This is a genomic window from Dokdonella koreensis DS-123 (assembly GCF_001632775.1).
Taxonomy (GTDB): domain Bacteria; phylum Pseudomonadota; class Gammaproteobacteria; order Xanthomonadales; family Rhodanobacteraceae; genus Dokdonella; species Dokdonella koreensis.
In genome coordinates, this window is record NZ_CP015249.1 from 2,180,939 (window position 1) to 2,207,663 (window position 26,725).

At 69.9% G+C, this 26,725-nt stretch carries 27 protein-coding genes and 1 pseudogene; 9 read left to right on the top strand and 19 right to left on the bottom strand.

Features of this window, described 5'->3' with window-relative positions; genetic code table 11:
• Positions 1 to 26: 26 nt before the first annotated feature.
• Entirely contained in the window at positions 27 to 1,451 is a 1,425-nt protein-coding gene (locus tag I596_RS08825) for a C13 family peptidase (protein WP_067646590.1), read from the bottom strand.
• Positions 1,448 to 2,137: an acireductone synthase gene (gene mtnC / locus I596_RS08830; RefSeq protein ID WP_067646593.1), complete on the bottom strand. Its 690-nt coding sequence runs from the start codon at positions 2,135 to 2,137 to the stop codon at positions 1,448 to 1,450. Before mtnC ends, I596_RS08825 begins: the two co-directional genes overlap by 4 nt.
• A gap of 155 nt (positions 2,138 to 2,292) precedes the next feature.
• Between mtnC and I596_RS08835 the strand changes: the two genes are divergently transcribed.
• Positions 2,293 to 2,580 (top strand): hypothetical protein, encoded by a 288-nt coding sequence (locus I596_RS08835; RefSeq protein ID WP_067646596.1) that lies wholly within the window; start codon positions 2,293 to 2,295, stop codon positions 2,578 to 2,580.
• Positions 2,577 to 2,894 (top strand): hypothetical protein, encoded by a 318-nt coding sequence (locus I596_RS08840; RefSeq protein WP_067646600.1) that lies wholly within the window; start codon positions 2,577 to 2,579, stop codon positions 2,892 to 2,894. The genes I596_RS08835 and I596_RS08840 overlap by 4 nt, the downstream gene beginning before the upstream one ends.
• Positions 2,895 to 2,945: 51 nt before the next feature.
• Here the strand turns inward: I596_RS08840 and I596_RS08845 are convergent, their stop codons facing one another.
• Complete coding sequence (locus tag I596_RS08845) at positions 2,946 to 3,509, bottom strand: 1,2-dihydroxy-3-keto-5-methylthiopentene dioxygenase (RefSeq protein WP_067646603.1); 564 nt, start codon at positions 3,507 to 3,509, stop codon at positions 2,946 to 2,948.
• Positions 3,506 to 4,144 carry a methylthioribulose 1-phosphate dehydratase gene (locus tag I596_RS08850; RefSeq protein ID WP_067646606.1) on the bottom strand — a complete coding sequence of 213 codons (639 nt, stop codon included), beginning with the start codon at positions 4,142 to 4,144 and terminating at the stop codon, positions 3,506 to 3,508. The genes I596_RS08845 and I596_RS08850 overlap by 4 nt, the downstream gene beginning before the upstream one ends.
• A 200-nt stretch (positions 4,145 to 4,344) precedes the next feature.
• Here I596_RS08850 and I596_RS08855 point away from each other — a divergent pair, with 200 nt between their 5' ends.
• The gene (locus I596_RS08855) at positions 4,345 to 5,940 is read left to right on the top strand and encodes a DNA recombination protein RmuC (protein ID WP_067646609.1); all 1,596 of its coding nucleotides are present in this window, start codon (positions 4,345 to 4,347) and stop codon (positions 5,938 to 5,940) included.
• Here I596_RS08855 and I596_RS08860 read toward each other — a convergent pair.
• The gene (locus I596_RS08860) at positions 5,913 to 7,199 is read right to left on the bottom strand and encodes an amino acid permease (RefSeq protein WP_067646612.1); all 1,287 of its coding nucleotides are present in this window, start codon (positions 7,197 to 7,199) and stop codon (positions 5,913 to 5,915) included. The genes I596_RS08855 and I596_RS08860 overlap by 28 nt on opposite strands.
• Positions 7,200 to 7,275: 76 nt before the next feature.
• Positions 7,276 to 8,745, bottom strand: coding sequence for an amino acid permease (locus tag I596_RS08865; protein WP_067646615.1), 1,470 nt, complete (start codon positions 8,743 to 8,745; stop codon positions 7,276 to 7,278).
• A 236-nt stretch (positions 8,746 to 8,981) separates the two neighbouring features.
• Here I596_RS08865 and I596_RS08870 point away from each other — a divergent pair, with 236 nt between their 5' ends.
• Positions 8,982 to 9,539: an NUDIX hydrolase gene (locus I596_RS08870; protein ID WP_067646617.1), complete on the top strand. Its 558-nt coding sequence runs from the start codon at positions 8,982 to 8,984 to the stop codon at positions 9,537 to 9,539.
• A 10-nt stretch (positions 9,540 to 9,549) separates the two neighbouring features.
• On the opposite strand, the gene efpL is transcribed toward I596_RS08870, so the two are convergent.
• The 7 genes from efpL to I596_RS08905 all read right to left on the bottom strand — a co-directional run bounded on the left by efpL (position 9,550) and on the right by I596_RS08905 (position 16,050).
• Positions 9,550 to 10,113: an elongation factor P-like protein EfpL gene (gene efpL / locus I596_RS08875; protein WP_067646620.1), complete on the bottom strand. Its 564-nt coding sequence runs from the start codon at positions 10,111 to 10,113 to the stop codon at positions 9,550 to 9,552.
• 28 nt (positions 10,114 to 10,141) lie between these two features.
• A complete protein-coding gene (locus tag I596_RS08880) occupies positions 10,142 to 10,912 on the bottom strand; it encodes an SDR family NAD(P)-dependent oxidoreductase (protein ID WP_067646623.1) in 771 nt (256 codons plus the stop codon).
• Positions 10,913 to 11,068: 156 nt separating this feature from the next.
• Positions 11,069 to 11,881: a cyanophycinase gene (locus tag I596_RS08885; protein ID WP_067646626.1), complete on the bottom strand. Its 813-nt coding sequence runs from the start codon at positions 11,879 to 11,881 to the stop codon at positions 11,069 to 11,071.
• Between the two features lie 57 nt (positions 11,882 to 11,938).
• A complete protein-coding gene (locus I596_RS08890) occupies positions 11,939 to 12,841 on the bottom strand; it encodes a hydroxymethylglutaryl-CoA lyase (RefSeq protein ID WP_067646629.1) in 903 nt (300 codons plus the stop codon).
• Positions 12,842 to 12,851: 10 nt separating this feature from the next.
• Positions 12,852 to 14,849 carry an acetyl/propionyl/methylcrotonyl-CoA carboxylase subunit alpha gene (locus I596_RS08895; protein WP_067646632.1) on the bottom strand — a complete coding sequence of 666 codons (1,998 nt, stop codon included), beginning with the start codon at positions 14,847 to 14,849 and terminating at the stop codon, positions 12,852 to 12,854.
• Positions 14,850 to 14,863: 14 nt separating this feature from the next.
• On the bottom strand, positions 14,864 to 15,253 hold the full coding sequence (locus I596_RS08900) for a VOC family protein (RefSeq protein WP_067651659.1): 390 nt from the start codon (positions 15,251 to 15,253) through the stop codon (positions 14,864 to 14,866).
• Positions 15,254 to 15,255: 2 nt separating this feature from the next.
• Positions 15,256 to 16,050 (bottom strand): enoyl-CoA hydratase-related protein, encoded by a 795-nt coding sequence (locus I596_RS08905; RefSeq protein WP_067646635.1) that lies wholly within the window; start codon positions 16,048 to 16,050, stop codon positions 15,256 to 15,258.
• A 214-nt stretch (positions 16,051 to 16,264) separates the two neighbouring features.
• On the opposite strand from I596_RS08905, the gene I596_RS08910 reads away from it, so the two are divergent.
• From I596_RS08910 to I596_RS08925, 4 genes are read left to right on the top strand one after another with little or no spacing between them, the layout of a single operon-like run.
• Positions 16,265 to 17,542 carry an imelysin family protein gene (locus tag I596_RS08910; protein WP_223303941.1) on the top strand — a complete coding sequence of 426 codons (1,278 nt, stop codon included), beginning with the start codon at positions 16,265 to 16,267 and terminating at the stop codon, positions 17,540 to 17,542.
• A gap of 2 nt (positions 17,543 to 17,544) precedes the next feature.
• Positions 17,545 to 19,089 carry a di-heme oxidoreductase family protein gene (locus I596_RS08915; protein ID WP_083965473.1) on the top strand — a complete coding sequence of 515 codons (1,545 nt, stop codon included), beginning with the start codon at positions 17,545 to 17,547 and terminating at the stop codon, positions 19,087 to 19,089.
• On the top strand, positions 19,086 to 20,174 hold the full coding sequence (locus I596_RS08920; RefSeq protein ID WP_083965474.1) for an imelysin family protein: 1,089 nt from the start codon (positions 19,086 to 19,088) through the stop codon (positions 20,172 to 20,174). The genes I596_RS08915 and I596_RS08920 overlap by 4 nt, the downstream gene beginning before the upstream one ends.
• A complete protein-coding gene (locus I596_RS08925) occupies positions 20,164 to 21,252 on the top strand; it encodes a DUF1513 domain-containing protein (protein ID WP_067646641.1) in 1,089 nt (362 codons plus the stop codon). Before I596_RS08920 ends, I596_RS08925 begins: the two co-directional genes overlap by 11 nt.
• Before the next feature lie 39 nt (positions 21,253 to 21,291).
• Here I596_RS08925 and I596_RS18075 read toward each other — a convergent pair.
• The 3 genes and pseudogenes from I596_RS18075 to I596_RS18080 form a co-directional block, all read right to left on the bottom strand.
• A pseudogene (locus I596_RS18075) lies at positions 21,292 to 21,672 on the bottom strand (IS5 family transposase); the annotation flags it as partial.
• A gap of 4 nt (positions 21,673 to 21,676) precedes the next feature.
• On the bottom strand, positions 21,677 to 22,681 hold the full coding sequence (locus I596_RS18960; protein WP_223303942.1) for a WD40/YVTN/BNR-like repeat-containing protein: 1,005 nt from the start codon (positions 22,679 to 22,681) through the stop codon (positions 21,677 to 21,679).
• A gap of 18 nt (positions 22,682 to 22,699) precedes the next feature.
• The gene (locus I596_RS18080) at positions 22,700 to 22,861 is read right to left on the bottom strand and encodes a DUF2958 domain-containing protein (protein WP_150132088.1); all 162 of its coding nucleotides are present in this window, start codon (positions 22,859 to 22,861) and stop codon (positions 22,700 to 22,702) included.
• Here I596_RS18080 and I596_RS18465 point away from each other — a divergent pair.
• Positions 22,815 to 23,072, top strand: coding sequence for a hypothetical protein (locus I596_RS18465; protein WP_190279037.1), 258 nt, complete (start codon positions 22,815 to 22,817; stop codon positions 23,070 to 23,072). The genes I596_RS18080 and I596_RS18465 overlap by 47 nt on opposite strands.
• Positions 23,073 to 23,134: 62 nt before the next feature.
• On the opposite strand, the gene I596_RS08940 is transcribed toward I596_RS18465, so the two are convergent.
• The 3 genes from I596_RS08940 to fusA all read right to left on the bottom strand — a co-directional run bounded on the left by I596_RS08940 (position 23,135) and on the right by fusA (position 26,604).
• The gene (locus I596_RS08940) at positions 23,135 to 23,524 is read right to left on the bottom strand and encodes a DUF3037 domain-containing protein (RefSeq protein ID WP_067646648.1); all 390 of its coding nucleotides are present in this window, start codon (positions 23,522 to 23,524) and stop codon (positions 23,135 to 23,137) included.
• A complete protein-coding gene (locus I596_RS08945; protein WP_067651668.1) occupies positions 23,502 to 24,278 on the bottom strand; it encodes a HipA family kinase in 777 nt (258 codons plus the stop codon). Before I596_RS08945 ends, I596_RS08940 begins: the two co-directional genes overlap by 23 nt.
• Positions 24,279 to 24,462: 184 nt before the next feature.
• Positions 24,463 to 26,604 (bottom strand): elongation factor G, encoded by a 2,142-nt coding sequence (gene fusA / locus I596_RS08950; RefSeq protein ID WP_067646651.1) that lies wholly within the window; start codon positions 26,602 to 26,604, stop codon positions 24,463 to 24,465.
• Positions 26,605 to 26,725 lie beyond the last annotated feature (121 nt).

Here is a 26,725-nt window from a genome sequence, read left to right on the forward strand (position 1 = left end):
GGGCGGCAGGCCGCCGCCCGCAGCGCCTAGTCGTGGTCGCGGACGGCGATCCTCGCCGGTCCGGCTGCGGTGCGCGAGGGATCGAAGCGGACGGGTGGCCCGGCGACCAGTTGGCTGCGCCAGCGCTCCAGATGGGCTTCGATGGACGGCGAGCCTGCGATCTGGGGCTCCGATCCGGTTTCGATGCCTTCGTCCCGCTCGCGTGTCTCGACCGCACGGCGGGCCAGCTCGAACGCCTCGGTCAATGACGTGGTCTGGTTGAGGGCCTCGTCGAGGAAGGCGCGGCCGAAGTAGGTGATGTCGGCATCCGCGCCGCAGCCGAACGAGGTGCGATCGGCCCGCGCGGACGCCATGACCAGGGTCGAATCGCTGCGCAGCGCCTCGACGAAACCGCCCGAGTAGCAGGCCGACACGACCAGCACCTTCCATGGAATGGCCGGCTCGGTCGCCAGTGCGTCGGCCAGGTCGGCCGGCGTGATCGCGTCGAGCGGCAGCGGCGGCAGATCCACCTGCAGCTGATGGTCTGCGCTGCCGTGGCTGGTCAGGAACACCAGCACGATGTCCTCGGCGGGGTCCATCCTGGCGGCGATTCCGTCCAGCGCCCAGATCAGGTTGCCCAGCGTCGCCAGCGGCCGCGTCTGGACCGTGTCCGGAGCGTTGGCCAGGACCAGGACGCGGCCCTCGGCGCCGAACCGCTCGGAGAACAGGCGCTCGGCATGCTCGACCTCGTTGCGGAAGACCCGTTCGGTTCCGTCGCCGGCGAACGCCACGACGTAGAGATCGATCGTGCCGGGGCGCTGCGGGGCGATCCGCCCCAGGGCTTCGTCGACCAGCCGCGCCTGATCGTAGAAGACGCGTTCGGCGCTGACCTGCAGCAGGCCGGTCCCGTCCTCGCCGTCCGGCTGGGCGTACCACAGCGGTGGGGCGGGCAGGTACCACCCGGCGGCCACCAGAAGAAAACAGCCGGCGACCGCCGCCGCCAGCGCATGCAGCCGCCGGTCGCCGCCCAGGTGCCTGGCCAGTGCATAGAGCGCAGCCGCCGTCCACGCGATGAACAGCCACGCCGCCGCGGCGAAGACCCAGGTCCGGCCCGGCCCGGTCAGGCTGGCGGCCAGCCACGACAGCGGCCGGTATGCCAGTTCCAACGCCAGATCCGCGGCCAGGACGATCGCCGCGACGCCCCAGACGATCGCCGGGCGCCGTGCCTGCCACGCGAGCAGCCAGGCGGCCGCCAGCACCAGCACGACGCCGGCGAGCAAGGGCGCAACCCCGTAGGAACTGAACATGCGCGGCGCCGGCGTCTCCAGCGCCGCGAGGCCCGCCAGGGCCAGCACGTACAGCAACGCCGCCGCCAGGAAGGTTCCGGCACCGGCCGCGGCCAGGTTGCCGCGCGGCCGGCGCAGCAAGGCAACGCGTATGCCCTGTACCAGGCTGGCGCCGAGCGCATTCACCCCAGGACGATCGCGTCGAAGTCGGTCACGCACGGATGCGGGGCTTCGGCCGGGCAGGCCATCGGCGGCCGTGCCAGCAGCGTGGTCTGGAAACCCGCAGCGCGTGCGGCATCCAGTTCCTCGACGACATCCGACAGGAACAGGATGTGCTGGGGCTGCTCACCGATCGCCTCGGCGATGCGCGCATAGGATGTCGACAGCCGCTTCGGGCCCGTCTCGGTGTCGAACCAGCCGGCGAACAGCGGTGCCAGGTCGCCGGCCTCGCTATGGCCGAAGAACAGCTGCTGGGCGGGTACCGAGCCGGACGAATAGACGTAGAGGCGGATGCCGTCCGCACGCCACTGGCGCAATCGCGCGGCCACCTCCGGATAGACGTGCGCGCGGAATTCGCCGGCCACGTAGCCTTCCTGCCAGATCAGCCCTTGCAGCGCCTTCAGCGCCGTGGACTTGCGGTCCACGTCGATCCAGTGCTGCAGCAGGTCGATGAGCTCCTGCTGCGACGCCGAGACCAGCTCGGCTTCCTTGGCGGCTTCGTGCAGCCAGTGCTGGACGTCGGCATGGTCGGCGTGGGTACTGATGAAGGCGGGCAGCCGCGTGCGTGCATACGGAAACAGGACGTCCTTGACGAAGTCGATCGAGCTGGTGGTGCCTTCGATGTCGGTGAGAATGGCGCGGATTTCGGACATGGCCGGTCCTGAAGGGGGGAGTCTCCGAAGCGTAGCAGGCGCGGTGAACGGCTGTCCGCGCGAACGTGTCGTTCGTCCTCGGAGACGGAGCGGTGGTCTTGCCAGCGTCACGCACGATGGCTAAGGTCGCGGCCCCCTGAAAAACCGGAGTCACCATGAAGCTCAATCCCGTCGCCGCCGTCGCGGCATTCGCTCTCGTCGCGGTCCCGGTCGCGCAAGCCGGCCAGGCGGACATCTGCTACGGCCCGAGCCTGCCTTCGATTCCGATGCCGCCGCCGGCGGACAACACGACCGTCTTCAACTGCCCGCAGGCCGGCAGCCGCACCGTGCCGGAACTGGCCAATCTCGGCTGGCAGGTCGTGCAGATGACGCCGGTCACCACGCCGGGCGGCGATCCGACGTTCCCGAACGTCACCGCGCAGCTGATCATCCAGAAGCCGTGAACCGGGCCGCCTCGTTCATCGCGCGCCGTGCGGGCCTCGTGCTGGCCGGCCTGCTGGCGGCCGCCGGCGTGCAGGCAGCGGCGCGCACCGACATCTGCTACAGCGCGCAGACGCCGCCCGGCGCCGCGCCGCCGACCAATGCGACGGTGTTCGCCTGTCCGCAGGCCGGCAACCGGACGGTGCCCGAACTGGCCGCGGCCGGCTGGCGCGTCGTGCGCATGGCACCGGTCGTGGCCGACGGTGGCGCTGCCGTGCGCCAGCAGCTGCTGGTCCGCGACGACACGCTGTTCGTCAGCGGTTTCGAACCGACCTGAAGTGAATGACGGCCCGCCGGACGGCGGGCCGTCGGCGCCCGGCCGTCCGCTTCAGGCCGCTGCCGGCGGGCGCGGCGTCATGCGCGGGAAGCGCTGGGCGATGTCGTCGCCGGTGAAGTTGGCGATCCAGCCTTCCTTGTTGGTGAACAGGCGGATCGCGACGAAGTAGGGGGATTCGCTCATGTCGAACCAGTGCCGCGTCCCGTCCGGCACGCCGATCAGGTCGCCGGCCTCGCAGAGCACGTCGTAGACCTTGCCGTCCAGGTGCAGCGTGAACTGGCCGGCGCCGGCCACGAAGAACCGCACCTCGTCTTCGCTGTGGGTGTGCTCGTTGAGGAACTTCTGGCGCAGGGCGGCGCGATCGGGATGTTCGGGCGTCAGGCTGATGACGTCGACCGACTGGTAGCCGTTCTCGTTCTTCAGGCGCTCGATGTCGGCGCTGTAGGCGGCGATGACCTCGTCCTGGCTGGCGCCCGGCGCGATCGGCCGCGAGGCTTCCCAGCGCTCGAAGCGCACGCCGACGGCACCCAGCTCGCGTGCGATCTGGGCATGGTCGCCGATCGTGGCGAGCGGCGCGCCGCCGTCGCCCTCGTCGAAGATGCGCAACTGGCTCATCGGGACAATCTCCTCAGGTCAAGTTCGCAAGCGAGCAGGAACTCGAAGGCCTCCAGATGGCGGCGGGTCTCGGCCATGTCAACGCCCCAGGTATAGATGCCGTGGCCGTCGATCAGGTAGCCGTACAGCGGCGTGCCGGCGTCGAGCCAGGCGTCGACGCGACCGACCAGCTCGTCCATCGCCTGGGTGTTCGGAAACACCGGCAGGTCCAGTACGCTTTCGTGCGTCGTGTAGCCGGCGATCGCCTTCTGCAGCTCCCAGCCCTCGAACCGCACCCGTCCCTCGCCCGCATACAGCCGGGAGGCGACGCTCTGCACACGCGAGTGCGTGTGCAGGACCGCGCCGGCGGTCGGGAAACGCCGGTAGATCTGCGTATGCAGGGCGGTTTCGGCCGAGGGGCGGTGTGCCGTGGCCACCGGCCGGCCGTCGAGATCGACGACCATGACGTCGCCGGTGTCGAGCCGGCCCTTGTCGCGACCCGAGACGGTGACCGCCGCGTGGCGGTCGTCGAGGCGCATCGAGAAGTTGCTGCTGGTGGCGGGCGTCCAGCCGAGTGCGGCCAGGTCGCGGCCGGCGCTGGCGATCTGGCGGGCGCACCGCTCCAGGGCGGCGCTGTCGTAGGGAAGTGCGGTCACGGCAAACGGATGGCCAAATTCGGGTGGGTGCACTATACCGGACGGTCGTTGCCGTCGCGTTTCGGCCGGTGGACCGGCAAGGGCGCGTACGCGCGATCACGGCGGCCGGCGACATGAGCGGTGCTTGTTTGGATATGCCGTATCGCCGGATGAGACGCGATCCTGCGAAGATGACGCCCCGATGACGGTGCAGGGTGGCAATGACGATGGATAGCGCAGTGGCGGCGTACCTCGCGCTCGCGGCGATCGCGGGGCTGGCGCTCGGGAGCGGCCTGGTCTTCGCGCTGTCGCGCGGCTGGCTGCGCGACAGCCACGCCGAGGGTGCCCGCAGCCGCGAGACCGAGCTCGTCGCCCTGGCCGGCCAGCGCACGGCCCTGGAGGACCGCGTCCACGAGCTGGCCCAGCGCCTGGAGCAGACCCGGCGCGAGGCCGGCGAGGTCGAGCAGCGGCTGCACCTGTCCACCGCCCAGGGCGCCGCGCACCGCGCCCAGGCCGAGCAGCTCGCGCGCCAGTCGGCGGAGCTGCGCCGCGATCTGGAGCAGGTCGGTTCACGGCTGGCGCAGACCTCGGTGGAGCTCGCCGAGACGCGGACCGCCGCCGGCCAGCAGGCGCGCCAGGCCGATGAGAAGCTGGCCCTGCTCGACCAGGCCGAGCAGCGCCTGCGCGAGGCGTTCCAGAACCTGGCCCAGCAGATCCTCGACGCCAAGGCCGAGCGTTTCCGCGAGCAGAACGCCGAGCACTTGGGCGGGCTGCTCGATCCGCTCAAGCTGCAGCTGCGCGAATTCCGCGAGGCCGTGACCCAGACCCATGCCAGCGAGCAGCGCGAGCGCGGCATGCTGACGCAGGAGATCCGTACGCTCAAGGATCTCAACCAGCGCATCAGTCAGGACGCGGTGAACCTCACGCGCGCCTTGCGCGGCGACAACCGGGCCCAGGGCGCCTGGGGCGAGCTGGTGCTCGAGCGCCTGCTGGAAACCGCCGGCCTGCAGGCCGGGCGCGAGTACGAGACCCAGGCCAGCTTCCAGTCCGAGCTGGGCGGGCGCCAGCGTCCGGACGTGATCGTGCGGCTGCCGGACGAAAAGGACATCGTGATCGATTCGAAGGTCTCGCTGCTGGCCTGGGAACGCTTCGTCGCCGCGCCGGACGATGCCGGGCGCCAGCAGGCGCTGCGCGAGCACGTGGCCTCGCTGCGCCGTCACGTGGACGGCCTGTCGGCCAAGGACTACAGCGCGATCGCCGGCCTGCGCACGCTGGACTTCGTGCTGCTGTTCGTGCCGATCGAGGGGGCCTTCATCGAGGCCGTGCGTACCGACGACGCGCTCTACGGCTACGCGCTGGCGAAGAACATCTCGCTGGTCAGCCCGAGTACGCTGCTGGCGACGCTGCGCACGGTACGCCACCTGTGGCGGATCCAGCAGCGCAACGACAATGCTACCGAGATGGCACGCCGCGCGGCGTTGCTGCACGACAACCTCGCGACCCTGGTCACTGAGCTGGAGGACGCCTCCAACCAGCTCGACAAGGCCCGCAGGGCCCAGGCGTCGGCGCTGCGGCGGCTGACCGAGGGCGGCAAGGGCTCGGTGATCCTGCAGGTGCAGAGCCTGGCCGACATGGGCGCGCCGGTGAAGAAGGCGCTGTCGCAGGCGCTGCGCGATTCAGCCGGCGGCGGCGACCCGGCGGGCGATGCCGAGTCCGAGGCGCCCGAGCGGCCTGCCGCTTCCCAGGCGCCGGACGCGCAGCCGCCGGACGGTACGGCCGCCCCGGGCGGTCAGCGGGACCGGAGCGAGATCCGGTAGCCGATCCAGGCCAGGGCCACCAGTACCAGGGCCCCGACCAGCATGCGCCCGGGCGAGGACAGCAGCAGCAAGGCGCAGGCGAGCAGGGCGCCGGCGCCGAGCAGGCGGTCGCTGGGTGCCGGGCGTCGCTCCGGTGTCCCCAGCAGCAGGCTGAGGCCCGCTGCGACGTAGGCCATCGTCACCAGCAGCACGGCCATCTCGATGATCGTCTGGAACTGGCCGCCGACGGTCGGCGCCAGGGTCAGGAAGGCGATCGCCGTCATCGCCAGCGCGATCAGCGTCAGGCCCCAGGCGGCCGCCCCGTTGGGGCGCAGGCGGCCGAACACGGCCGGCAGGTAGCCGCGCTGGGCGGCACGCGCCCCCGATTCACCGGTGACCAGCATCCAGCCGCCGAGCGTGCCGGTCGCCTTCAGCGCCGCGGCCGCCGCGATGATCGGGATCGCCCACGGCCCGAAGATGCGGCCCGCCACGACGGCGAACGGTGCGCTCGATGCGGCCAGCTCGGCGCTCGGTACGATGCCCATCACCAGCACCGAGGACGCCAGGTAGACGACGCCGGCGACTAGGATGCCGGTGATCGTCGCCAGCGGCACGTTGCGCTGCGGATCGCGCACCACGCCGGCGACCATCGCACCGGTTTCCAGTCCCACGAAGGCCCAGAAGATCGGTGCCAGCGAGCTGAACACGACCGCGGCGTCGGAACGGCCCGACACGTTCCAGCCGGTCTCGTAGAGGGCCGGATCGAACTGCGTCCAGCCGCCGAGCAGGATCACCGCGACCGGCGTCAGGCCGACGACGACGCACAGCGACTGGAAGCGCGCCACCTGCTTGGGACCGAGCAGGTTGATCGCGTACATCAGCCAGATCAGCGTGACCTGGCCGGCGACCTGGACCGCGGGCTCGTTGCCGGCCAGCGGCAGCAGGGTCACCAGGTAGCCGAAGGCGGCGACCGCGATGGCGTTGTTGCCGATCCACGAGGACAGCCAGTAGAGCGTCGTCGCCAGGAAGCCCATATCGCGCCCGAGCGCCGGGCGGACGTAGTCGGCCGGGCATTCGAGGTTGGGGTAGTCGCGCGCCAGCCGCGCGAAGGCGCTGCCGAGGATCACCGCCAGCACGGTGCCCAGCAGCCAGCTCAGCGCGGTCACGCCGCCGACCTGGGCCAGCGAGGCCGGAAGCAGGAAGAAACCCGAGCCGATCATGTTGTTGGCGACGACGAAGGTCGCCAGCACCGGGCCGATCTTGCGGCTGCTGGAAGTCATCGTTGAACGTTCCCCTTGCGCCTGCTGGCGTTCCGGAACGACGAAGCCGGCACGGTGCCGGCTTCGTCCTGTCGTGTCAGGCGCCGTTGCGCAGCTTGCTGTGCCGGTAGCCGTAGCCGAAGTAGATCACGAAGCCGACGATGGTCCAGCCGACCATCAGCGGCCAGTGCTCGCGGAACGGCTGCCAGAACAGGTACAGGCAGGCGACGACGCCGAGCGGGCAGACCGCGGTCGCCAGCGGCACGCGGAACGGGCGCGGCAGCGAGGGCTGGGTCCGCCGCAGCACCAGCACGCCGGCCGAGACCGTCGCGAAGGCGAGCAGGGTGCCCATCGAGACCAGCTCGCCGAGCAGGCCGATCGGCAGAAAGCCGGCCAGCAGGCAGGCGACCACGCCGACGATCACCGTGCCGACGTGTGGCGTCTGGTGCTTGGGGTGTACGCGCTTGAAGATCGCCGGCAGCAGGCCGTCCTGCGCCATCGCGTAGAAGATGCGCGGCTGGCCCATCAGCATGACCAGGATCACCGAGCTGAGGCCGGCGATCGCGCCGATCTCGACGACGTGCTTGAGCCAGAGCAGGGACGGGTAGGCTTCCAGCGCCGTGGCGACCGGCTTGGGCGTGCCGAGCTGCGTGTACGGCAGCAGGCCGGTCAGTACGGCGGAGACGATGATGTAGATGATCGTGCAGATCAGCAGCGAGCCGAGAATGCCGATCGGCATGTCGCGCTGCGGGTTCTTCGCTTCGCCGGCCGCCGTGGAGACCGCGTCGAAGCCGATGTAGGCGAAGAACACCACCGCCGCACCGCGCACGATGCCGTCGAAGCCGTAGCGGCCGGGGCCCTGGTTCTCGGGAACGAACGGCACCCAGTTGTCCGGGTTGACGAACTGCAGGCTGAAGGCGACGAACAGCAGGATCACGACGACCTTGATCGCGACGATGATCGAGTTGACGAAGGCCGACTGGGTGATGCCGACGTAGCACAGCCAGCTGATCGCCGCGACGATCGCGACCGCGGGCAGGTTGAACAGGCCGCCGGTGTAGACGATGCTGCCGTCGACGACGTTGAGCGGCGCCGTGGAGAGCGAGGCCGGCAGGCCGATGCCGAGGCTGGTCAGCAGGCTGTTGAAGTAGCCCGACCAGCCGACCGCGACGGTCGAGGCGGCGAACAGGTACTCCAGCACCAGGTTCCAGCCGATGAACCAGGCGACGAACTCGCCGAGCGTGGCGTACGCATAGGAGTAGGCGCTGCCCGAGACCGGCAGCATCGAGGCGAACTCCGCGTAGCACAGGCCCGCCAGGCCGCAGGCGATGCCCGCCAGCACGAAGCTCAGCACGATCGCCGGACCGGCGTGTTCCGCGGCGGCGTGGCCCGTCAGCACGAAGATGCCGGCGCCGATCACGGCGCCGATGCCGAGCATCGTCAGCTGGCGGGCGGTCAGGGTTCGCTTGAGGGTGGCCTCTCCTTGCAGGCTGCCTTCGACCGGTTCCCCGGCGTCCACGTGCGGCGCAGCCTGCACCGGCTTGGTGATGAAAAGGCCTTTCGACATGTAGCTTTCCCCCTCGAGGACGCAGAATTGGGCCGGCAACAGGGCGAGCGATGGGCACCGGGGCCGGCGGCGGCGCTGCAACCTTGCCAAAGCACATTGCCGAGCACAAGGCTGACCGCAACGTACCGGCACGGTGACGCGCGTGGCCGGGGGAAGAAACCCGGCGCGAAGCCTGCGATGATGCGCGGCCGCCGGTCTACCCGGCCGCCATTCCCCGTTCTCCGACGAACCCTTGCATGAACACCGAAGACGAGCCCCTGCTGCGGGCACTGGACGCCCATGTCCGGAACGGCGGCGACCGGACCGCCGCCGAGGACTTTCGCCGGTTCCTGCTGGCGGGCGGGGCCTGCTTCGAGCGCTCGAACCCGGACGGCCATTTCACCGGCTCGGCCTGGCTGGTCAGCGGCGACGGCCACCGCGTACTGCTGACCCACCATCGCAAGCTCGGACGCTGGCTGCAGCTGGGCGGCCACGCCGACGGCGAGCGCGACCTGGCCAGCGTCGCGCTGCGCGAAGCGGAGGAGGAGTCGGGCCTGCCGGACCTTCGGGTGGAGCCGGCGATCTTCGACCTGGACCGCCATTGGATCCCCGCGCGCGGGGCCGAGCCGGGGCACTGGCACTACGACGTGCGCTTCGTCGTGCACGCGACCGGCACGGAGGCGTTCGCGGTCAGCCCCGAATCGCTGGCCCTGGCCTGGCGCGAGGTGGATGCGCTCGCCGGCGACCCCGGGACCGACGCCTCGCTGGCGCGGATGGCGCGCCGCTGGCTGGCGCAGCGGCGCGCCAGCGGGTGAGTGCGGCCCGTCAGGCGCGTCCGGAGAACTCGCCCGTCACGGTGTTGACGTAGACCTTCTCGCCGGTGGTGATGTACTCGGGCACCTGTACTTCCAGGCCGGTCGACAGCGTCGCCGGCTTCGCCCGCTTGGTCGCGCTGGCGCCCTTGAGCTCCGGTGCGGTGTCCACGACTTCCAGGACGACGGTCTGCGGCAGCTGCAGGGCGACCGGCGCGTCGTCGATCAGTTGCACGAAGCAGCCCTCGATGCCGTCGACGATGTAGCCGGCCGCGTCCCCGACCGTTTCCGGGCCCAGCGTGTACTGCGTGTAGTCCTCGCTGTCCATGAACACGAAGGCATCCCCGTCCTTGTAGGAATAGCTGACCGCCCGGCGCGTCAGTTCGGTTTCCTTGAGGTCGTCGTCGGCGCGCAGCGAGATGTCGAGTTTCTGGGCGCCGGGAACGCTGTACATGACGAAGCGGTAGGTGACGTTGCCGCCGCGCCCTTGCGGTGCGCTGCGCTCGATGTCGCGGATCTGCCAGACCCTGCCGTCGTGCTCGACGACGTTGCCGCGCTTGATTTCGTAGGCTTTCATGGAAGGCTCGGAACGGTTGGAAAAGAGGTCACTTCGGCGCCAGGCGGACGGCACCGTCCAGGCGGATCGTCTCGCCGTTGATGTAGCGGTTGCCGAGCAGGTAGGCGACCAGGTCGGCGTACTCGTCGGGCTTGCCGAGCCGCTGCGGGAACGGGATCGACGCACTCAGCGACTCCTGCACCTGGGGCGGCATGCCGTCGACCATCGGCGTCCAGAAGATGCCGGGCGCGATCGTCACGACGCGGATGCCGAAGCGCGCCAGCTCGCGCGCCATCGGCAGCGTCATGCCGACCACGCCGCCCTTCGATGCGGAATAGGCCGCCTGGCCGATCTGGCCGTCGAAGGCCGCGACGGACGCGGTGTTGACGATGACGCCGCGCTCGCCGTCCTCGCCGGCACCGTTGTGCTGCATCAGGTCCGCGCAGGCCTTGGCCACGTTGAACGAGCCGACCAGGTTGACCATCACGGTGGACTGGAACTGCTTGAGCGGCATCGGCGCGTCCTTGCCGAGGACGCGGCCGGCGCCGAGGATGCCGGCGCAGTTGACGGCGACGTTGAGGCCGCCGAGAAAGGCGTGGGCGGCGGCGACGCTGGCGGTGACGGCGGCCTCGTCGGAAACGTCGGTCCGGAAGTAGTTGGCCTTGTCGCTGCCGAGCGCGGCGACGGCCTCGCCGCCCTTGTCGTCGTTGAGGTCGAACAGGGCGACCTTGCCGCCGCGGGCGACCAGGTGCTGTGCCGTGGCGAAACCCAGACCGGATACGCCGCCGGTGATGACGGCCCTGACCTGATCGAGCTGCATGGAAACCTCCTAGAGCGTGCTATGGGCTACCGCGCGGCGGGCCGCGCAAAGGCGCGCATTGTAGCGGCGCGGCCCGTCACGTGCAGTGCGCGCATGCGGCCCGCCGGGCCGCGGAGCCGGCTTCACGAAAGCCCCGGCGCGTCGCCGCGCGGCCGGTCAGGTCACCGCGCGGCGGAAGTCCAGGTCGTAGCGCGTGCCCCCGGTCAGCGCGTGCAGGCGCATGTTGGTGATCCGGATCGGGGCACCGTCGCTGACCGCGGCGGCGTTGGAGTCTTCCATCTCGGCGGGGTCGAGGATCGTGATGCCACCCACGCCGATCACGTCGAGCACGTTGTCGGGCCCGATCACGGCCGCCGTGCAGCCGTCGATCCCCAGGCCGAGCGCGAACGGATTGAGCGAAAGAGCCGTCAGCAGGCGGCCGAGGCGGTCGCTGGCCGAGCCGCCCGGATCGACGACCACGCGATTGGTCAGCCCCAGGCCGGGCGCCAGCGACACGCCGCCCTGGCGCGGCGTGGCGCCTTCGGCGCCGTGCATCAGCATGTGCTCGGAAAGGATCGCCGCGGAAGCACCGATCGCCCCGACGGCGACGCCGTCCGCGCTGCGCCGGCGCAGGCTGCGTGCGAGCTGGGTGCCGCCGATCAGCGTCGTCAGCCGCAGCGGCGCATGCGGGCCGATCACGATCAGGTCGGCATGGTCCATCGCGTCGAGCAGGCGCGGATTCATCGCGTCCGCCCGCGCCCGCAGCGAGTGGATGCGCACCTCGCCCGCGCCGGCCGCCAGCAGGGCCGGCTCCAGCCAGTGGTCGTCGTCGGACGCCGTGTCCGGCGCGGTCAGCAGGGCGATGCGCGGATGCACGCCGACGAACGAGAGCAGGCGCGTCAGCAGCCCGGCGGAGCGCTCGTCGCCGGCCAGTTCGCCGCAGGCGATGATCAGGCCGCGGGTGCGGTCGGGGGCGATATGCGCGGGCATCGAAGGGATCCGCAGGGCGTAGGGGGAGGCGAGTATAGGGCCTGGCGTCGCGCCGGCTCAGCCGTCGGGCCGGCTCGCGCGCGCCACCTTGCTCGAGGTCTCGCGCTGGAGCTGGCGCGACAGCCACAGGCCGGTATCGATCAGGAGGTCGAGGTCGATGCCGGTGGTGATGCCGAGGCCTTCGAGCATGTAGACGACGTCCTCGCTGGCGACATTGCCGGTCGCGCCGTTGGCGTACGGGCAGCCGCCGGTGCCGGACACCGCGCTGTCGACCACGGCGACGCCCTCTTCGAGGCAGGCCAGGATGTTGGCCAGCGCCTGGCCGCGCGTGTCGTGGAAATGCACGGCCAGCGCCTCGATCGGAACCTCGGCCGCGACCGCGTGCAGCATCGCGCGGGCCTTGGCCGGCGTGCCGATGCCGATCGTGTCGCCCAGCGAGATCTCGTAGCAGCCCAGCTCGTACAGGCGGCGGGCCACGCGGACCACGTCGGCCACCGGCACCTCGCCCTGGTAGGGGCAGCCGAGTACGGTCGACACGTAGCCGCGGACCTGCACGCCGTCGGCGGCCGCGCGCTCGAGCACCGGCACGAAACGCTCGATCGACGCGTCGATCGAGGCATTGATGTTGCGCTGGTTGAAGGCTTCGGACGCCGCGGTGAACACCGCGACCTCGTCGGCACCGACCTCGCGGGCGCGGTCGTAGCCCTTCTCGTTCGGCACCAGCACCGGATAGCGGATGCCCGGCCGGCGGTCGATGCCGGCGAACACCTCGGCGGCGTCGGCCAGCTGCGGGATCCACTTGGGACTGACGAAGCTGGTCGCCTCGATCGAGCGCAGGCCGGTCCTGGAAAGGCGGTCGATCAGCGCGATCTTCGTCGCCGCGGGAATGATGGTCTTCTCGTTCTGCAGGCCGTCGCGTGGGCCGACCTCGACGATGCGGACGTGGCTGGGCAGGGTCATGGCGGGTTTCTCACTCGAACCGGACCAGGACGGCGTCGGCTTCGACGAAGTCGCCGGCGGCCGCCTGTACCGCGGATATCGTGCCGGCGCGCGGCGCGCGCAAGGTCAGCTCCATCTTCATCGCCTCCATGACCAGCAGCTCGTCGCCTTCCTCCACCTTCGTGCCGACGCTGGCCCGCACGCCGACGATGCGGCCGGGCATCGGGGCCAGCACGCGATCGGTGACGGCCGCCGCGCTCGCCGCATAGGCGAACGCCGGTGCATGGTCGAAGTGGACCCGGCGTTCGCCGTCGTGCACGGCCAGGCGACGGCCGGCGGACAGGACGCGGTGCCGGCGCATGACGCCGTCGTAGCGCGCGCTGAGCAGGCCGTCGGCCAGCCGGGCGCCCGCCACCTCGACCACGGCGCCGGCCGCCTCGATCCGGTAGCGGCCGCCGGCACCGTGCGCGACCAGCTCGTGCCGGTGGCCGTCGCGCAGCAACGCGACGATGCGCTTGCCGGGATGGCCGAGCCGCCAGCCGTCGGCACGGCTCCACGGGGAATGCGGGTCCGTGCCTTCGGCGCCGCGCGCGACCGCCTGCTGTTCCTCCTCCAGCAGGGTGGCGACCGCGGCCACCAGCAGCGCCGGCGCATCGGTGGCCGGATCGACGTCGACGAACGCATCGAGATGGCGGTCGAGGTAGCCGGTGTCGATCGTGCCGTCCACGACGACGGGATGGCGCACCAGGCGTTCGAGGAAGGCGACGTTCGACTTGGGGCCGGCGATGTCGACCTCGGCCAGCGCATCGCGCATGCGCTGCAGCGCGCCGGGACGGTCGGTGTCCCAGACGATCAGCTTGGCGATCATCGGGTCGTAGAAGATGGTGACCGTGTCGCCTTCGACGACGCCCGAGTCGATGCGCACGTGCGGCGAGGGCGGCGGCAGCCGCAGGCGCTCGAGCGTGCCGGACCCCGGCAGGAAGCCCTGGGCCGGATCCTCCGCGTACAGGCGCAGCTCGATCGCGTGGCCGTTCGGCACCACCGGTCCGTCGCGCAGCGCCGCCGGCAGGGCCTCGCCGGCGGCCACCCGCAGCTGCAGCTCCACCAGGTCCAGGCCGGTGACCAGCTCGGTGACCGGATGCTCGACCTGGAGCCGCGTATTGATCTCCATGAAGTAGAAGCCGCCGTCCTGGCCGACGATGAACTCCACCGTCCCGGCGTTGACGTAGTCGAGCGCGCGGGCGGCCGCGACGGCGGCCTCGCCCATGCGCGTGCGCAATTCCGGCGAGACGAACGGCGAGGGCGTTTCCTCCAGCACCTTCTGGTAGCGCCGCTGCGCCGAGCACTCGCGTTCGTTGAGGTGCACGACCGTACCGTGCGTGTCGCCGAACACCTGGAACTCGATGTGGCGTGGCCGCTCGACGTAGCGTTCAAGCAGCACGCGGTCGCGGCCGAAGGCGTTCTTCGCTTCGCGCTGGCACGACGCCAGGTTCTCGGCGAAGGTCGCGGCGTCGCGCACGATGCGCATGCCCTTGCCGCCGCCGCCATAGGCCGCCTTGATCATCAGCGGGAAGCCGATGCGCTCGGCCTCGCGCGCGAGCAGGGCCGGATCCTGGTCCTCGCCGGTGTAGCCGGGCACTACCGGCACGCCGTGGGCGCTCATCAGCTCCTTGGCGCCGGCCTTGGAGCCCATCTTGCGCATCGAGGGGCCGGAGGGGCCGACGAAGCGGATGCCGGCCGCCTCGACGGCATCGGCGAAATCGGCGTTCTCCGACAGGAAGCCGTAGCCGGGATGGATCGCCTGGGCGCCGGCTCGCCGCGCCACCTCGATGATCGCATCGCCGCGCAGGTACGACTCGGCCGGCCGTGGCCCCCCGATCGGATAGGCGGCATCGGCCAGCCGCACGTGCTGCGCATCGGCATCGGCCTCGGAGTACACGGCGATGGTGCGGATACCCAGGCGCCGGCAGGTGCGGATCACGCGGCAGGCGATCTCGCCGCGATTGGCAATCAGGAGCGATTCGAACATGGTCGGGGAATCCTTCATTCCGCTGCGTGGCAGACCGCTTCGACGTTGTGGCCGTCCGGGTCGAGCACGAAGGCACCGTAGTAGTGCGGGTGATAGTGCGGCCGCAGCCCGGGCGCGCCGTTGTCGACGCCGCCGGCGGCCAGCGCGGCGCGGTGGAACGCGTCGACAGCGGCGCGGTCGGTCGTCGCGAACGCGACGTGCACGGGGCCGCGTGTTGCGTCGGCACCGTCGCCGATCCAGAAATACGGCTTGCCGGCCTGACCGAAGCCGGCATGGTTGCCGGCGCCGGTCTGCGCCGCATCGACCTGCATGACCAGGCCGATGCCGAGCGGCGCCAGCGCGCGCTGGTAGAACGCGAGGCTGCGCGTGAAGTCCGAAACCGAGAAGCCGACGTGATCGAGCATCGTCACTCCCGGCCGGCCCAGGCCGGGGCACGCTTGTCGAGGAACGCGGTCAGGCCCTCCTGGCCCTCGGCCGAGACGCGCAGCCGGGCGATCAGCGCGGCGTTCTCGCGATCGGCCTGCTCGGCGCCGTCACGCGTGATGCCGGCCACCCGCAGCGCCAGCCGCTTGGCTTCGTCCTGGGCGATCGGGCCGCACTTGCCGAGCATGTGCAACAGGCGCTCCACGGTGGCGTCGAGCGCCTCGGCGGCGACGCACTCGTGCAGCAGGCCGATCCGTGCGGCCTCGGCGGCGTCGAACACCTCGGCGCTGGCGAAATAGCGCCGCGCCTGGCGAACGCCGATGGCGGCCGATACGTACGGAGAAATGACCGCCGGAACCAGCCCGAGTTTGGCTTCGGACAGCGAGAACTTGGCCGATTCGACACCGACCGCGATGTCGCAGCAGGCGACCAGCCCGACGCCGCCGCCGTAGGCCGAGCCGTTGACGCGCGCGATCGTCGGCTTGGACAGGAAGTTGAGCGTGCGCATCAGCTGCGCCAGGCGCAGCGAATCGGCACGGTTCTCGGCCTCGTCGGCGGCCGCCATGCTGCGCATCCAGTTGAGGTCGGCGCCGGCGGAAAAGGTAGCGCCGGCACCGGTCACCACCACCGCGCGTACGGCCGGGTCGGCATCGAGCGACTTGAGCGCGGCGGTCAGCTCGGCGATCAGCGCGGCATCGAACGCGTTGTGCACGCCGGGGCGGTCGAGGACGAGGTAGGCGGCCGAACCGCGTCGATCGATCTGTATCGCTGCCGGCATGGCGGATCCGAACGGGGGAAAGGCATCATGATAGCCGCGCCGCGCGCGGGTTTGCGCCGCCGCCTCGGCGCCTGGCGGTGCCGGCTCGGGCCAGTGGCCACCGTGCCGTCCGCGAAGCGGTTTCGCCCTGCGAATGCCTATCGTTTACAATCGGCCGGCTTCGCGCGTGCCGTCGCCTCGCGCATGTCCCAACCGGCCGAGGATACCCATGCGAATGCTGTTTCGCCTATCGCCGGCGCTGTGCCTGGCGGCCCTGACCGTCGCACTGCCGCCGCTCGCCGCGGAACCCGCCGCCGCGCCGGCCCCGTCGAGCGAGGCGGTAGTCGCCACGTATGCGGCGATCGCGCTGGCCGGCTACGAGGATGCGCTCAAGGACGCGCGCACGCTGTCCAAGGCGATCGACACCCTGGCCAAAACACCCGATGCCAGGACCCTGGCCGCCGCGCGCAAGGCCTGGATCGACGCGCGCGTGCCGTACATGCAGACCGAGGTGCTGCGCTTCGGCAATCCGGTCGTCGATGCCTGGGAAGGACGCGTCAACGCCTGGCCGCTCGACGAGGGCCTGATCGACTATGTCGATGCCGCCTACGGCAGCGAGTCGGACGCCAATGCCTGGTACGCGGCCAACATCATCGCCAATCCGCGCCCGCGCATCGGCGGCCGCGAGATCGACGCCAGGAAAATCACACCGGCCCTGCTGGCCGACACCCTGCACGAGATCGGCGGCATCGAGGCCAACGTGGCCTCCGGCTACCACGCGATCGAGTTCCTGCTCTGGGGGCAGGACCTCAACGGTACCGGTGCCGGCGCCGGCGATCGTCCCGCCACCGACTTCGACCCGAAGCGCTGCACCGGCGGCCATTGCCAGCGGCGCGTCGACTACCTCAAGGCCGCCATGGCGCTGCTGCTTGAGGACCTCGCCGAGGCGGTCGCGGACTGGAAGACGGGCGGTGCCGCGCGAGCCCACGCGACCCAGGCCGGCCTGGCCTCGATGCTGACCGGCATGGGCAGCCTCTCCTACGGCGAGCTGGCCGGCGAGCGGATGAAGCTCGGCCTGATCCTGCACGACCCGGAAGAGGAACACGACTGCTTCTCCGACAACACCCACAACTCGCATTTCTACAACCAGGTCGGCATCCGCAACGTCTACCTCGGCCGCTACCGGCGGCCCGACGGCAAGACCGTGCAGGGGCCGTCGCTGTCGGACCTGGTCAAGGCCAAGGACCCGGCGCTCGACGCGGAAATGCGGGCACGGCTCGACGCCACCATCACGGCGATGACGGCCCTGGTCCGGCGTGCCGAAAGCCGCGAGCGCTACGACCAGATGCTCGGCGAGGGCAATGCCGAGGGCAACGCCGTGATCCAGACGGCGATCGACCGCCTGATCGACCAGACCCGCTCGATCGAGCGGGTCGTCACCGCGCTCGGCATCGGCCGCATCGACATCGAAGGCTCGGACAGCCTCGACCGGCCGGCGGCGGTCTTCGAATAGGCATGGCACGGTCGCCCCTGGTCGCTGCCGGCAGGGCACGATGGCGGCGCCGGACGGCAGCCTGCCTGCTGCTGCCGGTGCTGGCCGCGGCCGGCGCCTCGGCGCCGCCCGCCCGCAGCGACCTGTCGCCGGCCGACCGCGAGCGCGTCCGGGCCATCGTCGCGCCCGCCACCGACTTCTCCGTGCCGGAAGCCTTCGAGTCGCTGCCCGCCGGTGCGGCGACGGTGCGCGACAAGCCGCTGACCCGCGACATCTTCTCGTTTCCGTCGGCCAATCTCGATTTCGCCGGACGCCAGCGGTTCGCGATCGGCAATGGCCTGTTCCGCAAGGACTGGGTATCCGCGCCGTCCTCGACCCAGGCCTCGGACGGGCTCGGTCCGCTGTTCAATGCGCGCTCGTGCCAGGGCTGTCATCTGAAGGACGGCCGGGGTGTCGTGCCGGTGCCCGGCGAACCGGCTGTCTCGCTGTTCCTGCGGCTTTCGATACCGCCGCGGACCGTCGAGGAGAAGCGCCGCATCGCCGAGCGGCAGGCCGCGGTGATCGCCGAGCCGACCTACGGCACGCAACTGCAGAACTTCGCCGTGCCGGGTCTCGCCGCCGAGGGCCAGCTGCGGATCGACTGGAGCGAGCAGCCGGTCGCCCTGGCCGGCGGGGAAACGGTCGTCCTGCGACGGCCCAGCTACCGGATCGTGGACCTCGGCTACGGGCCGCTGCACGAGCAGGCGCTGCTGTCGCCACGCCTGGCGCCGCCGATGATCGGGCTCGGCCTGGTCGAGGCGATCCACGAGGACGACATCCTTGCCCATGCCGCACGGCGCGGCGATCCCGACGGCGTCGTCGGCAAGGTGGGCCGCGTGCGCGATGCCGGTAGCGGCCGGCTCGTGCTGGGGCGGTTCGGCTGGAAGGGCGGCCAGCCCGACGTCCGGCAGCAGGCCGCGCATGCGTTCTCCGGCGACATGGGGCTTTCCACGCCGCTGCTGCCCGACCATTGGGGCGACTGCAGCGCCGGCCAGAGCGCCTGCCGGTCGCTGCCGCACGGTGCGCAACCGGCGTTCGGGCCGCACGAGATATCCGGCGAGCTGCTCGACTTCGTGGCGTTCTATTCCTCCCACCTGGCGGTGCCGGCGCGCCGCGCGCCGGACGATGCGCGCGTGCTGGCCGGCAAGCGGCTGTTCTACGAGGCACGCTGCACCGCCTGTCACGTACCCAAGTTCGTGACCCGCCGTGACGCGCCCGCTGCGGAGCACCGCTTCCAGCTGATCTGGCCGTACAGCGACTTCCTGCTGCACGACATGGGCGAGGGCCTGGCCGACGGGCGCCCGGAAGGCGACGCCGGCGGCCGCGAGTGGCGCACGCCGCCGCTGTGGGGGATCGGCCTGGCGACCACGGTGGAGCCGCGGGCGACCTTCCTGCACGATGGCCGCGCCCGCAGCGTGCTCGAGGCGATCCTCTGGCACGGGGGCGAGGCCCAGGCGGCGCGTGACCGTGTCGTCGGCCTGAGCCCGGCACAGCGTGCCGACCTGATCCGTTTCGTGGAGTCGCTATGAAGAGCGCCTGGAGCCTCCTGCTCGTCGTACTCGCGGTGCTGCCGGCCGGCACCGTGCGCGCCGCATCGCCGCCGGCGGATCTGGGCCAGCGCTGGATCGACGGCTACGTGCGTCCGCAGGCCGCCGCCCTGGTGCAGGCGGCCGGTGCCGTCGACACGGCGCTGAGCGCCTACTGTGCCGCCCCGGGCGACGCCGCCGCGTACGAGGCCGTTCGCACGCGCGTGGGCGCGCTGGCGCAGGCCTGGGGGCGGATCGAGTTCCTGCGCTTCGGGCCCTTGGTCGAGGCCAACCGGTTCGAGCGGTTCGCGTTCTTTCCCGATCCGCGCGGCCTGGTCCAGAAGCAGGTCGGCGCACTGCTGGCCGCCGCCGACACTGCGGTGCTGGAGGAGGGCGCGCTCGCGGCGCGCAGCGTCGCGGTGCAGGGCCTGCCTGCCCTGGACCATGCCTTGTTCGCCACCGATGCCGCCGACGTCATCGGCCGCGACGACGCCGCCGGGCGCTATCGCTGCGCCTATGCCCGGGCGGTCGCACGGACGCTCGGTCGGACCGCCGGCGAGATCGCACATGGCTGGAGCACGGAGGGAACGTTCGCGCGCGAGTTCGCACGGCCGGCGGCCGGCAACCGCCTGTATCGCACGCCGGCGGAGGTGGCTGCCGAAGGCGTCAAGGCGCTCTCCGGCGGCATCCAGTTCGTACGCGACATCAAGCTGGCACCGGCCCTGGGCACCGGTCCGGACAGCGCCCGTGGCCAGCGCCTGCCGCTGTGGCGCAGCGGGGCCACGGCGCGCCTGCTGAGCGGCACGGTGACCGGCATGCGCGATTTCCTCGATGCCGGAAGGCTCGGCGAAACGCTCGCAGCGGACGCGCGCTGGGTGTCGGCGGCCTTCCATGACGAGGCGACCCGCATCGCCCAGGGGCTGGACGCCGTGCCCCTGCCGCTGGATCGGGCGCTCACCGAGCCGGAGGCACGCGCCGCGATCGAGCTGGCGATGCTCCAGCTCAAGAACCTCCAGGACATCAATGACGCGTTCCTGGCGCCGGCACTCGGCGTCAACATCGGCTTCAACGCGTTCGATGGCGATTGACCGGCGCGGTTTCCTCGGGCTGGTCGCGGCCGCGCCGATGCTGGCGCTGGCCGCCGCGCCCGAGCCCCGCTTCCTGGCGGCACGCCGGCGCAACGACCGCTACGAAGCGGTCATCGTCGATGCACACGGGCAGGACCTGCGGACCGTGGCGCTGCCGGACCGCGGTCACAGCTTCGCGATCGACGCCGCACGCGGCCGTGCGGTCGCCTTCGGCCGCCAGCCCGGCTTCTTCGCGCTCGCTTTCGGCCTGGAGACCGGCGCCGCTGAACCGCTGCCGCTGCCGGAAGGCCGTCATTTCTTCGGGCATGGGACGTTTTCGGCCGATGGCGCCTTGCTCTACGCCACCGAGAACGCCTACGAGGAAGGGCGTGCCGTCGTCGGCGTGTACGACGCCAGCCGCGGCGGCCGCTGGCGCCGTATCGGCGAGTTCGACTGCGCCGGCATCGGTGCGCACGAGGTGGTGCTGATGCCCGATCGCCGCACGCTGTGCGTAGCCAACGGCGGCATCCTGACGCATCCGGACTACGGCAAGCGCGAACTCAACCTCGACACGATGGCGCCGTCACTGGCCTACGTCGACGTGCGCGACGGCCGCGTACTGGAAACGGCGGCATTGGAACCCGCGCTGTACCAGCTTTCGATCCGCCACCTCGCCCTCGATGCCGGCGGCGCGGTGTGGTTCGGCTGCCAGTACTCCGGGCCGGCGCAGGATCGTCCGCCCCTGGTCGGCTGCCACCGGCGCGGCAGCGCGCCGCGCCTGTACGCCGGTCCCGACGACGTACTCGCCGGGCTGCGCAACTACGTCGGATCGGTCGCTGCCGACGCCGGCGGCCGCGTGATCGCGACGTCGAGTCCGGTCGGCGGCCTGGTCGCATACTGGGATTCGGCGAGCGGCCGCTGCCTGGGGACGACCCCGATCGCCGACGGCTGTGGCGTCGCCGCCGCCGGGCCCGGCCGCTTCCTCGTCAGCGACGGCCATGGTGCGATCAGCGAGACGATGACCACCGGCGTCCCGCGGCAGGTCCGTGGCGCATCGTCGACCCTGGCCTGGGACAACCACCTGCGTCGCACCGGTTGAGCGACTAGGAGGTGTCATCCGTCAATGCCCTCCTGCGGTCCCCTCAAGATCGTGTACCTGTCCAGGCGTAAGGTGAAAGCCCGTCGGATTGCCCAGGGCATCGACCGTGGCGTGGATCGTGGTGCTCGGCCCGCCGCGGCAGCGCCCGATGGCCAGCCCCCTTTTCGCACCGGCACTGCGCTGGTGGACTCGCACGATGGTGGCGTCGATCATGGCGTATTCGTTGCCCGCATCCTGCGCCAGGGCCTTGAACACGCGCTTCCATGCACCGGTCTTGCTCCAGCGCGCGTGACGCCGATGCACCACGCGAAAGTCGCCAAGGTGCGCAGGCAGGCCGCGCCAGGAGATGCCAGCGCGGTAGCGGTAGGTCCGTTGTTGCAGGGGTCGGCTGGCAGAAATCGGGATGCCACCCATCCTCATCGAGTTACGCTGGCTTCTTGGCGTGTTCGGAGCGAAGCGTCGCCAGATCGAACAAGAGCATCCATTCGTTGCCGTCGTGCAACGCAGCGCCGTAGTCGCCGGACAATAGCATCACGCCATCGTTGACGGAGAGGTTGCCGCTGGAGTTGCTGATCGCAATGGGCACGTCGGCTTTGACGATCTTGCCGGCGCGCAACTGCCACAGGCCGTAGTCGCTGGTCGCCCAAAGCGTATCGGCGAACCAGACCATGTCCATGAATGGCAGGCTCAGACTGTCTTCGTGGAAGAGTTCCCAGCGATCATCGCGGCCACGCCAGACGTTGCCGGATTGGGCACCGATGTAGACATAGCCATCGCTGCCACAGCACACGGATTCCAGGTACATGTTGGAGGGGAAGTCCACGCGGCGCCATGTTTTGCCGTTCCAGTGCCAGACGTTACCTCGGTCACCCGCGCAATAAATGTCATCGATCGAAAACGCGTCGAAGTCATTGAAGCCGCAAACTCGATTGTCGACTTCCTTTCTTGACGGTAGTGGCGGGTTTCCACCGACAGCCAACCAGCTTTCCGCTCCATCACGATGGCATAGGCTGCGCAGGCCTCCGCAAGCATAAAGGCGGCCGAACAGAGTCTTTAGCCGCGTTATGGCGCCTCTGGACGCTTCCAGTTTTCCATTTGGAACATCTTTCTCCAAGCGATTCTCACCCCCGCCAATGACGTAAACATGGCCGGCGAGGTCAACCCCGACGAATCGGGAATCCGGCTCAAGCGAGGCTCCGGCTTTCATGAGGGACATCCCCGTCATGCGTGTCCAGCCCCAGGCATCCTCCGGCTCGTCTAGAAAGCACGAGACGATGCTGGTGGCTCTTTCGTGGGTTGGTGGCGCAGGCTTTGAGTCGTCGTAAGTCGAAAGAAGTGTCCAGTAGAGAGTATTCCTATCCCGGACCACGCAATCGATGATGTGATAGCCGTGGAAATATTCCGCGTACTCGGTTTGCGACAAGATCATCGGTTGGCCTATCGGCTCTTAACAAAGAAATTTTCTTGGTCCTTCGGAATCAATCTGGGTCGGCAACCCAGTCGCGCCCGCACCCGGCGCGAACAGTTTGACGACCGGAGCGGGATCGAAGTCCGGGATTTCGATGGATTCCTGGCCGTTGGCGAGCAGCACACGCTGTGCGCTGTCCATGGTCGCCTGGTGCTGGCCCGGCACGGGTGTGCTGGCGTGGGATGCGGAGTTGCTGCGCCGAGTGACATCAACTCGTCATCCAGATCGCAAGCTTGTCGTCGATCGGGACTGGAGCGGCCTGGGTGAGGGCATGCTGCATGTCTTGAACGGGATCTTCAAAGCCGTGGCAGTCTCGATTCCGGTCACGCAGGTGGGTGGAGGTATTGATTGATGACACACCCTGGTGTCGTCCATGCCGCGCAGGCCGTGCGCGACGTGGAAGGACCGGTTTCTTCAGCCGCAGCGGACCATCGTCGCCAGCAGGCGCTCCAGGGCATCCCCGGGAGACCGGCAGTAGCCGGTATGGACCGGGGAGGTCTGGATCACCGCGCTGCGCGGCGCGACCAGCCAGTGGAACCGCTCGCGCTGGGTCAGCCGGCCGATCGGTCCGGCGGCCTCGCCGCCGAGGCAGATCAGCGGGATGCTGCGCAGATGATCGCGGATCGGGTCGATGTCGGTCCGCGGATCGAGCGCCCGCACGCGCGCCTCGTCCAGTTCGATGCGCGCCTGCAGGAACTTCGCCGCACCGCAGGACACGATCACGCCGGCGTTGACGAACTCCCCGCGCTCGGGCCGCGGCACGACCCGAACGAGGGCATAGTCATAGAGCTGCCGATCGTGCACGGATCGCTTCCTCCACGAAGGCATGCGGCTGCTCGCGGCGGCGCAGCAGGTAGTCGGCATAGGCCCGGCGGTGCGCCTCGGGATCGGCGAACGGCGTGTCGCCGCAGAGCCAGGATTCGGGAATCCAGGTGACCAGGTCCTCGATCAGCGCGGGCGTGATGCGACCCGTCATCTCGGCGTCGACCGCGGCGATGTCCGAGGCATACGGCAGCAGTACATGGTCGCGGATCGGCACGAACGGCTGCCGGCTGCGCCCCTGCGGATCGTCCCAGGCGTGGTGGAAGTACAGCGCCGCACCGTGGTCGATCAGCCACAGCCGGCGATGCCAGACCAACAGGTTGGTGTTGCGCGGGGTGCGGTCCACGTTGGTCGTGAAGGCGTCGAACCAGACGATGCGCGAAGCGAGATCGGCCGACGGCTGCCACGCCACCGGATCGAACGCCACGGCGCCCGGCAGGTAGTCGAGCGCGAGATTGAGGCCGGCGCTGGCGCGGATCAGATCCTGGATCTCGGGGTCCGGCTCGGTACGCGCCAGTTCCGGGTCCAGATCGACCAGGACGATCTCCGGTACCGGCAGGCCGCAGGCGCGGGCCATCTCGCCGGCCAGCAGTTCGGCAATCAGCGCCTTCGGGCCCTGGCCGGCGCCGCGGAACTTGAGAACGTAGAGCCCGAGGTCGTCCGCCTCGACCACGGCCGGCAGCGAGCCGCCTTCGCGCAGCGGCGTGACGTACCGGGTCACGGTGACGGTGCGCAGGCTCATGCGACGTACCCGTTGGCGGGCCGGCGACCGGCGGCCGGGTGGGGCAGGGCGACCGCCATTCTTCCCGGCACAGTCCTCATGGCGCCTCCGAATGAAAAAACGGCACCGATCGTACCGCCGATCGGTGCCGTTCCGGTATCGGCGGTGCGCCACCTGCGTGGCGCACCGCAAGGGGCCGTTACTTGGCTTCCTTTTCCATCAGCTTGTCGACGAGGTTCGCCGGCACTTCCTCGTAATGGTCGAACGTCATCGAGAAGTTGCCGCGGCCGCTGGTCGCCGAACGCAGGAAGTTGATGTAGCCGAACATTTCCGCGAGCGGCACGAAGCCCTTCACGAACGCCTGCGGACCGCGCTGGCCCTGTTCGCTGACCGAGCCACGCCGGCGGTTCATGTCGCCGATGATGTCGCCGAGGTAATCGGCCTCGGTGACCACTTCCAGGCTCATCACCGGCTCGAGCAGCTTCGGCCGGGACATCTTCTGCGCTTCGCGGAAGCAGGCACGGCCGGCGATCTCGAATGCCAGCGCCGAGGAGTCGACGTCGTGGTACTTGCCGTCGATCAGGCGCGCCTTGAAGTCGACGACCTCGTAGCCGGCGATCTGGCCTTCGCGCGACTCGACCTCGATCGCGTGCTCCACGGCCGGGATGTACTCGCGCGGCACGCGGCCGCCGACGACCTCGTCGGAAAAGACGACGCCCGAACCCGGCTCACCCGGCTCGAAGATCATCTTCACCTCGGCGAACTGGCCCGAGCCGCCGGACTGCTTCTTGTGCGTGTAGGTGTGCTCGACGACACCGCCGAACGCCTCGCGGAAGCTGACCTTGGGCTTGCCCATGTTCGCCTCGACACCGAGCTCGGTGCGCATGCGGTCGATGGTGATCTCCAGGTGCAGCTCGCCCATGCCCTTCAGCACGGTCTGCCCGGTTTCCTGGTCGACTTCGAGCTTCAGCGACGGGTCGGCCTTGACCATCTTGTAGAGGGCGGTCGACATCTTGTCGACGTCGTTGCGCGACTTCGGCTCGACCGAGACGCTGATCACCGGGTCCGGGAAGCGCATGCGCTCCAGCAGCACCGGCGAGCCCGGATCGGTCAGCGTGTCGCCGGTCTCGGTTTCCTTCAGCGAGACGAACGCGCAGATGTCGCCGGCGCGCACCTCGTCGATTTCCTTGGTCGAGTTCGCCTGCACTTCGACGATGCGGCCGATGCGCTCCTTCTTGCCGCGGGTGGCGTTGAGCAGCGTGTCGCCCTTCTTGATGACGCCCGAGTAGATGCGGGTGAAGGTCAGCGTGCCGAACTGGTCGTTGATGACCTTGAACGCCAGCGCGCGCGCCGGTGCATCGTCGGTCACCTGCTGCTCGCCGACGATGTTGCCGTCCTCGTCGACCATCGAGATGCCGCCGTTCTCGCCCGGGTACGGCAGGTAGTCCACGACGCCGTCCAGCAGGTGCTGCACGCCCTTGTTGCGGTACGACGAACCGCAGAACACCGGCACCAGCTTGCCGGCGACGCAGCCCTTGCGGATGCAGGCCTTGAGCGTTTCCAGCGCCGGCGCCTCGCCGGTGGACAGGTAGGCTTCCATCGCGTCATCGTCCATCTCGACGGCGGCCTCGATGCTCGCCTCGCGCAGGGACAACAGGTTGGCGACCCACTCCTTGTCGGCGGCCGTGGTGAACGCCTGCACCTTCGGATGGCTGGCGACCTGGTCGAGCGGGATCGTCTCCCACTTGCTGTCCTTGTCGTCACCCAGCCAGATGTAGCCGACGTTGGCGACCAGATCGGCGATGCCGATGAAGTCGTCGTGGCTGCCGAGCGGAACCTCGCAGATGACCACGTTCGCGCCGAGACGGTTGCGGATGCCGTCGACGGCATTCTTGAAGCTCGCGCCGATGCGGTCCATCTTGTTGACGTAGCACATGCGCGGCACATTGTACTGGTCGGCCAGGCGCCAGTTGGTTTCGGTCTGCGGCTCCACGCCGGCAACGCCGTCGAAGACGACGACCGCGCCGTCGAGCACGCGCAGCGAGCGGTTCACCTCGATCGTGAAGTCGACGTGCCCCGGCGTGTCGATGACGTTGATCTGATGGCCCTTCCACTCCGCGGAGACCGCGGCCGACTGGATCGTGATGCCGCGCTTGCGCTCCTGCTCCATGTAGTCCGTCGTGGTCGAGCCCTTGCCGTCCTTGGTGTCGTGGACGTCGACGATCTGATGCTTCTTGCCCGTGTAGTACAGGATGCGCTCGGTCGTGGTCGTCTTGCCCGCGTCGATGTGTGCAATGATTCCGATGTTGCGGTAGAGCTTGAGCTCTTTCTGCCTGGCCATGCTGTGGTTCCTGAACCTTGGGAATGAGGTTTCGCCGTAACGGGCCCGGCGCGAAGCCGGGCCCGTTACGGTCATCGTTTTTTGAACGCGGTCCCGATCGGGGCGCAGTCATTCGCGCCGC

Bases quoted from the DNA above. Each gene is read 5' to 3' on its own strand.
- mtnC (WP_067646593.1), bottom strand. From the start codon at position 2,137: ATGTCCGAAATCCGCGCCATTCTCACCGACATCGAAGGCACCACCAGC.
- I596_RS08835 (WP_067646596.1), top strand. From the start codon at position 2,293: ATGAAGCTCAATCCCGTCGCCGCCGTCGCGGCATTCGCTCTCGTCGCG.
- I596_RS08845 (WP_067646603.1), bottom strand. From the start codon at position 3,509: ATGAGCCAGTTGCGCATCTTCGACGAGGGCGACGGCGGCGCGCCGCTC.
- I596_RS08855 (WP_067646609.1), top strand. From the start codon at position 4,345: ATGACGATGGATAGCGCAGTGGCGGCGTACCTCGCGCTCGCGGCGATC.
- I596_RS08860 (WP_067646612.1), bottom strand. From the start codon at position 7,199: ATGACTTCCAGCAGCCGCAAGATCGGCCCGGTGCTGGCGACCTTCGTC.
- I596_RS08865 (WP_067646615.1), bottom strand. From the start codon at position 8,745: ATGTCGAAAGGCCTTTTCATCACCAAGCCGGTGCAGGCTGCGCCGCAC.
- I596_RS08870 (WP_067646617.1), top strand. From the start codon at position 8,982: ATGAACACCGAAGACGAGCCCCTGCTGCGGGCACTGGACGCCCATGTC.
- efpL (WP_067646620.1), bottom strand. From the start codon at position 10,113: ATGAAAGCCTACGAAATCAAGCGCGGCAACGTCGTCGAGCACGACGGC.
- I596_RS08880 (WP_067646623.1), bottom strand. From the start codon at position 10,912: ATGCAGCTCGATCAGGTCAGGGCCGTCATCACCGGCGGCGTATCCGGT.
- I596_RS08885 (WP_067646626.1), bottom strand. From the start codon at position 11,881: ATGCCCGCGCATATCGCCCCCGACCGCACCCGCGGCCTGATCATCGCC.
- I596_RS08890 (WP_067646629.1), bottom strand. From the start codon at position 12,841: ATGACCCTGCCCAGCCACGTCCGCATCGTCGAGGTCGGCCCACGCGAC.
- I596_RS08895 (WP_067646632.1), bottom strand. From the start codon at position 14,849: ATGTTCGAATCGCTCCTGATTGCCAATCGCGGCGAGATCGCCTGCCGC.
- I596_RS08900 (WP_067651659.1), bottom strand. From the start codon at position 15,253: ATGCTCGATCACGTCGGCTTCTCGGTTTCGGACTTCACGCGCAGCCTC.
- I596_RS08905 (WP_067646635.1), bottom strand. From the start codon at position 16,050: ATGCCGGCAGCGATACAGATCGATCGACGCGGTTCGGCCGCCTACCTC.
- I596_RS08910 (WP_223303941.1), top strand. From the start codon at position 16,265: ATGCTGTTTCGCCTATCGCCGGCGCTGTGCCTGGCGGCCCTGACCGTC.
- I596_RS08915 (WP_083965473.1), top strand. From the start codon at position 17,545: ATGGCACGGTCGCCCCTGGTCGCTGCCGGCAGGGCACGATGGCGGCGC.
- I596_RS08920 (WP_083965474.1), top strand. From the start codon at position 19,086: ATGAAGAGCGCCTGGAGCCTCCTGCTCGTCGTACTCGCGGTGCTGCCG.
- I596_RS08925 (WP_067646641.1), top strand. From the start codon at position 20,164: ATGGCGATTGACCGGCGCGGTTTCCTCGGGCTGGTCGCGGCCGCGCCG.
- I596_RS18960 (WP_223303942.1), bottom strand. From the start codon at position 22,681: ATGATCTTGTCGCAAACCGAGTACGCGGAATATTTCCACGGCTATCAC.
- I596_RS18465 (WP_190279037.1), top strand. From the start codon at position 22,815: ATGGATTCCTGGCCGTTGGCGAGCAGCACACGCTGTGCGCTGTCCATG.
- I596_RS18080 (WP_150132088.1), bottom strand. From the start codon at position 22,861: ATGGACAGCGCACAGCGTGTGCTGCTCGCCAACGGCCAGGAATCCATC.
- fusA (WP_067646651.1), bottom strand. From the start codon at position 26,604: ATGGCCAGGCAGAAAGAGCTCAAGCTCTACCGCAACATCGGAATCATT.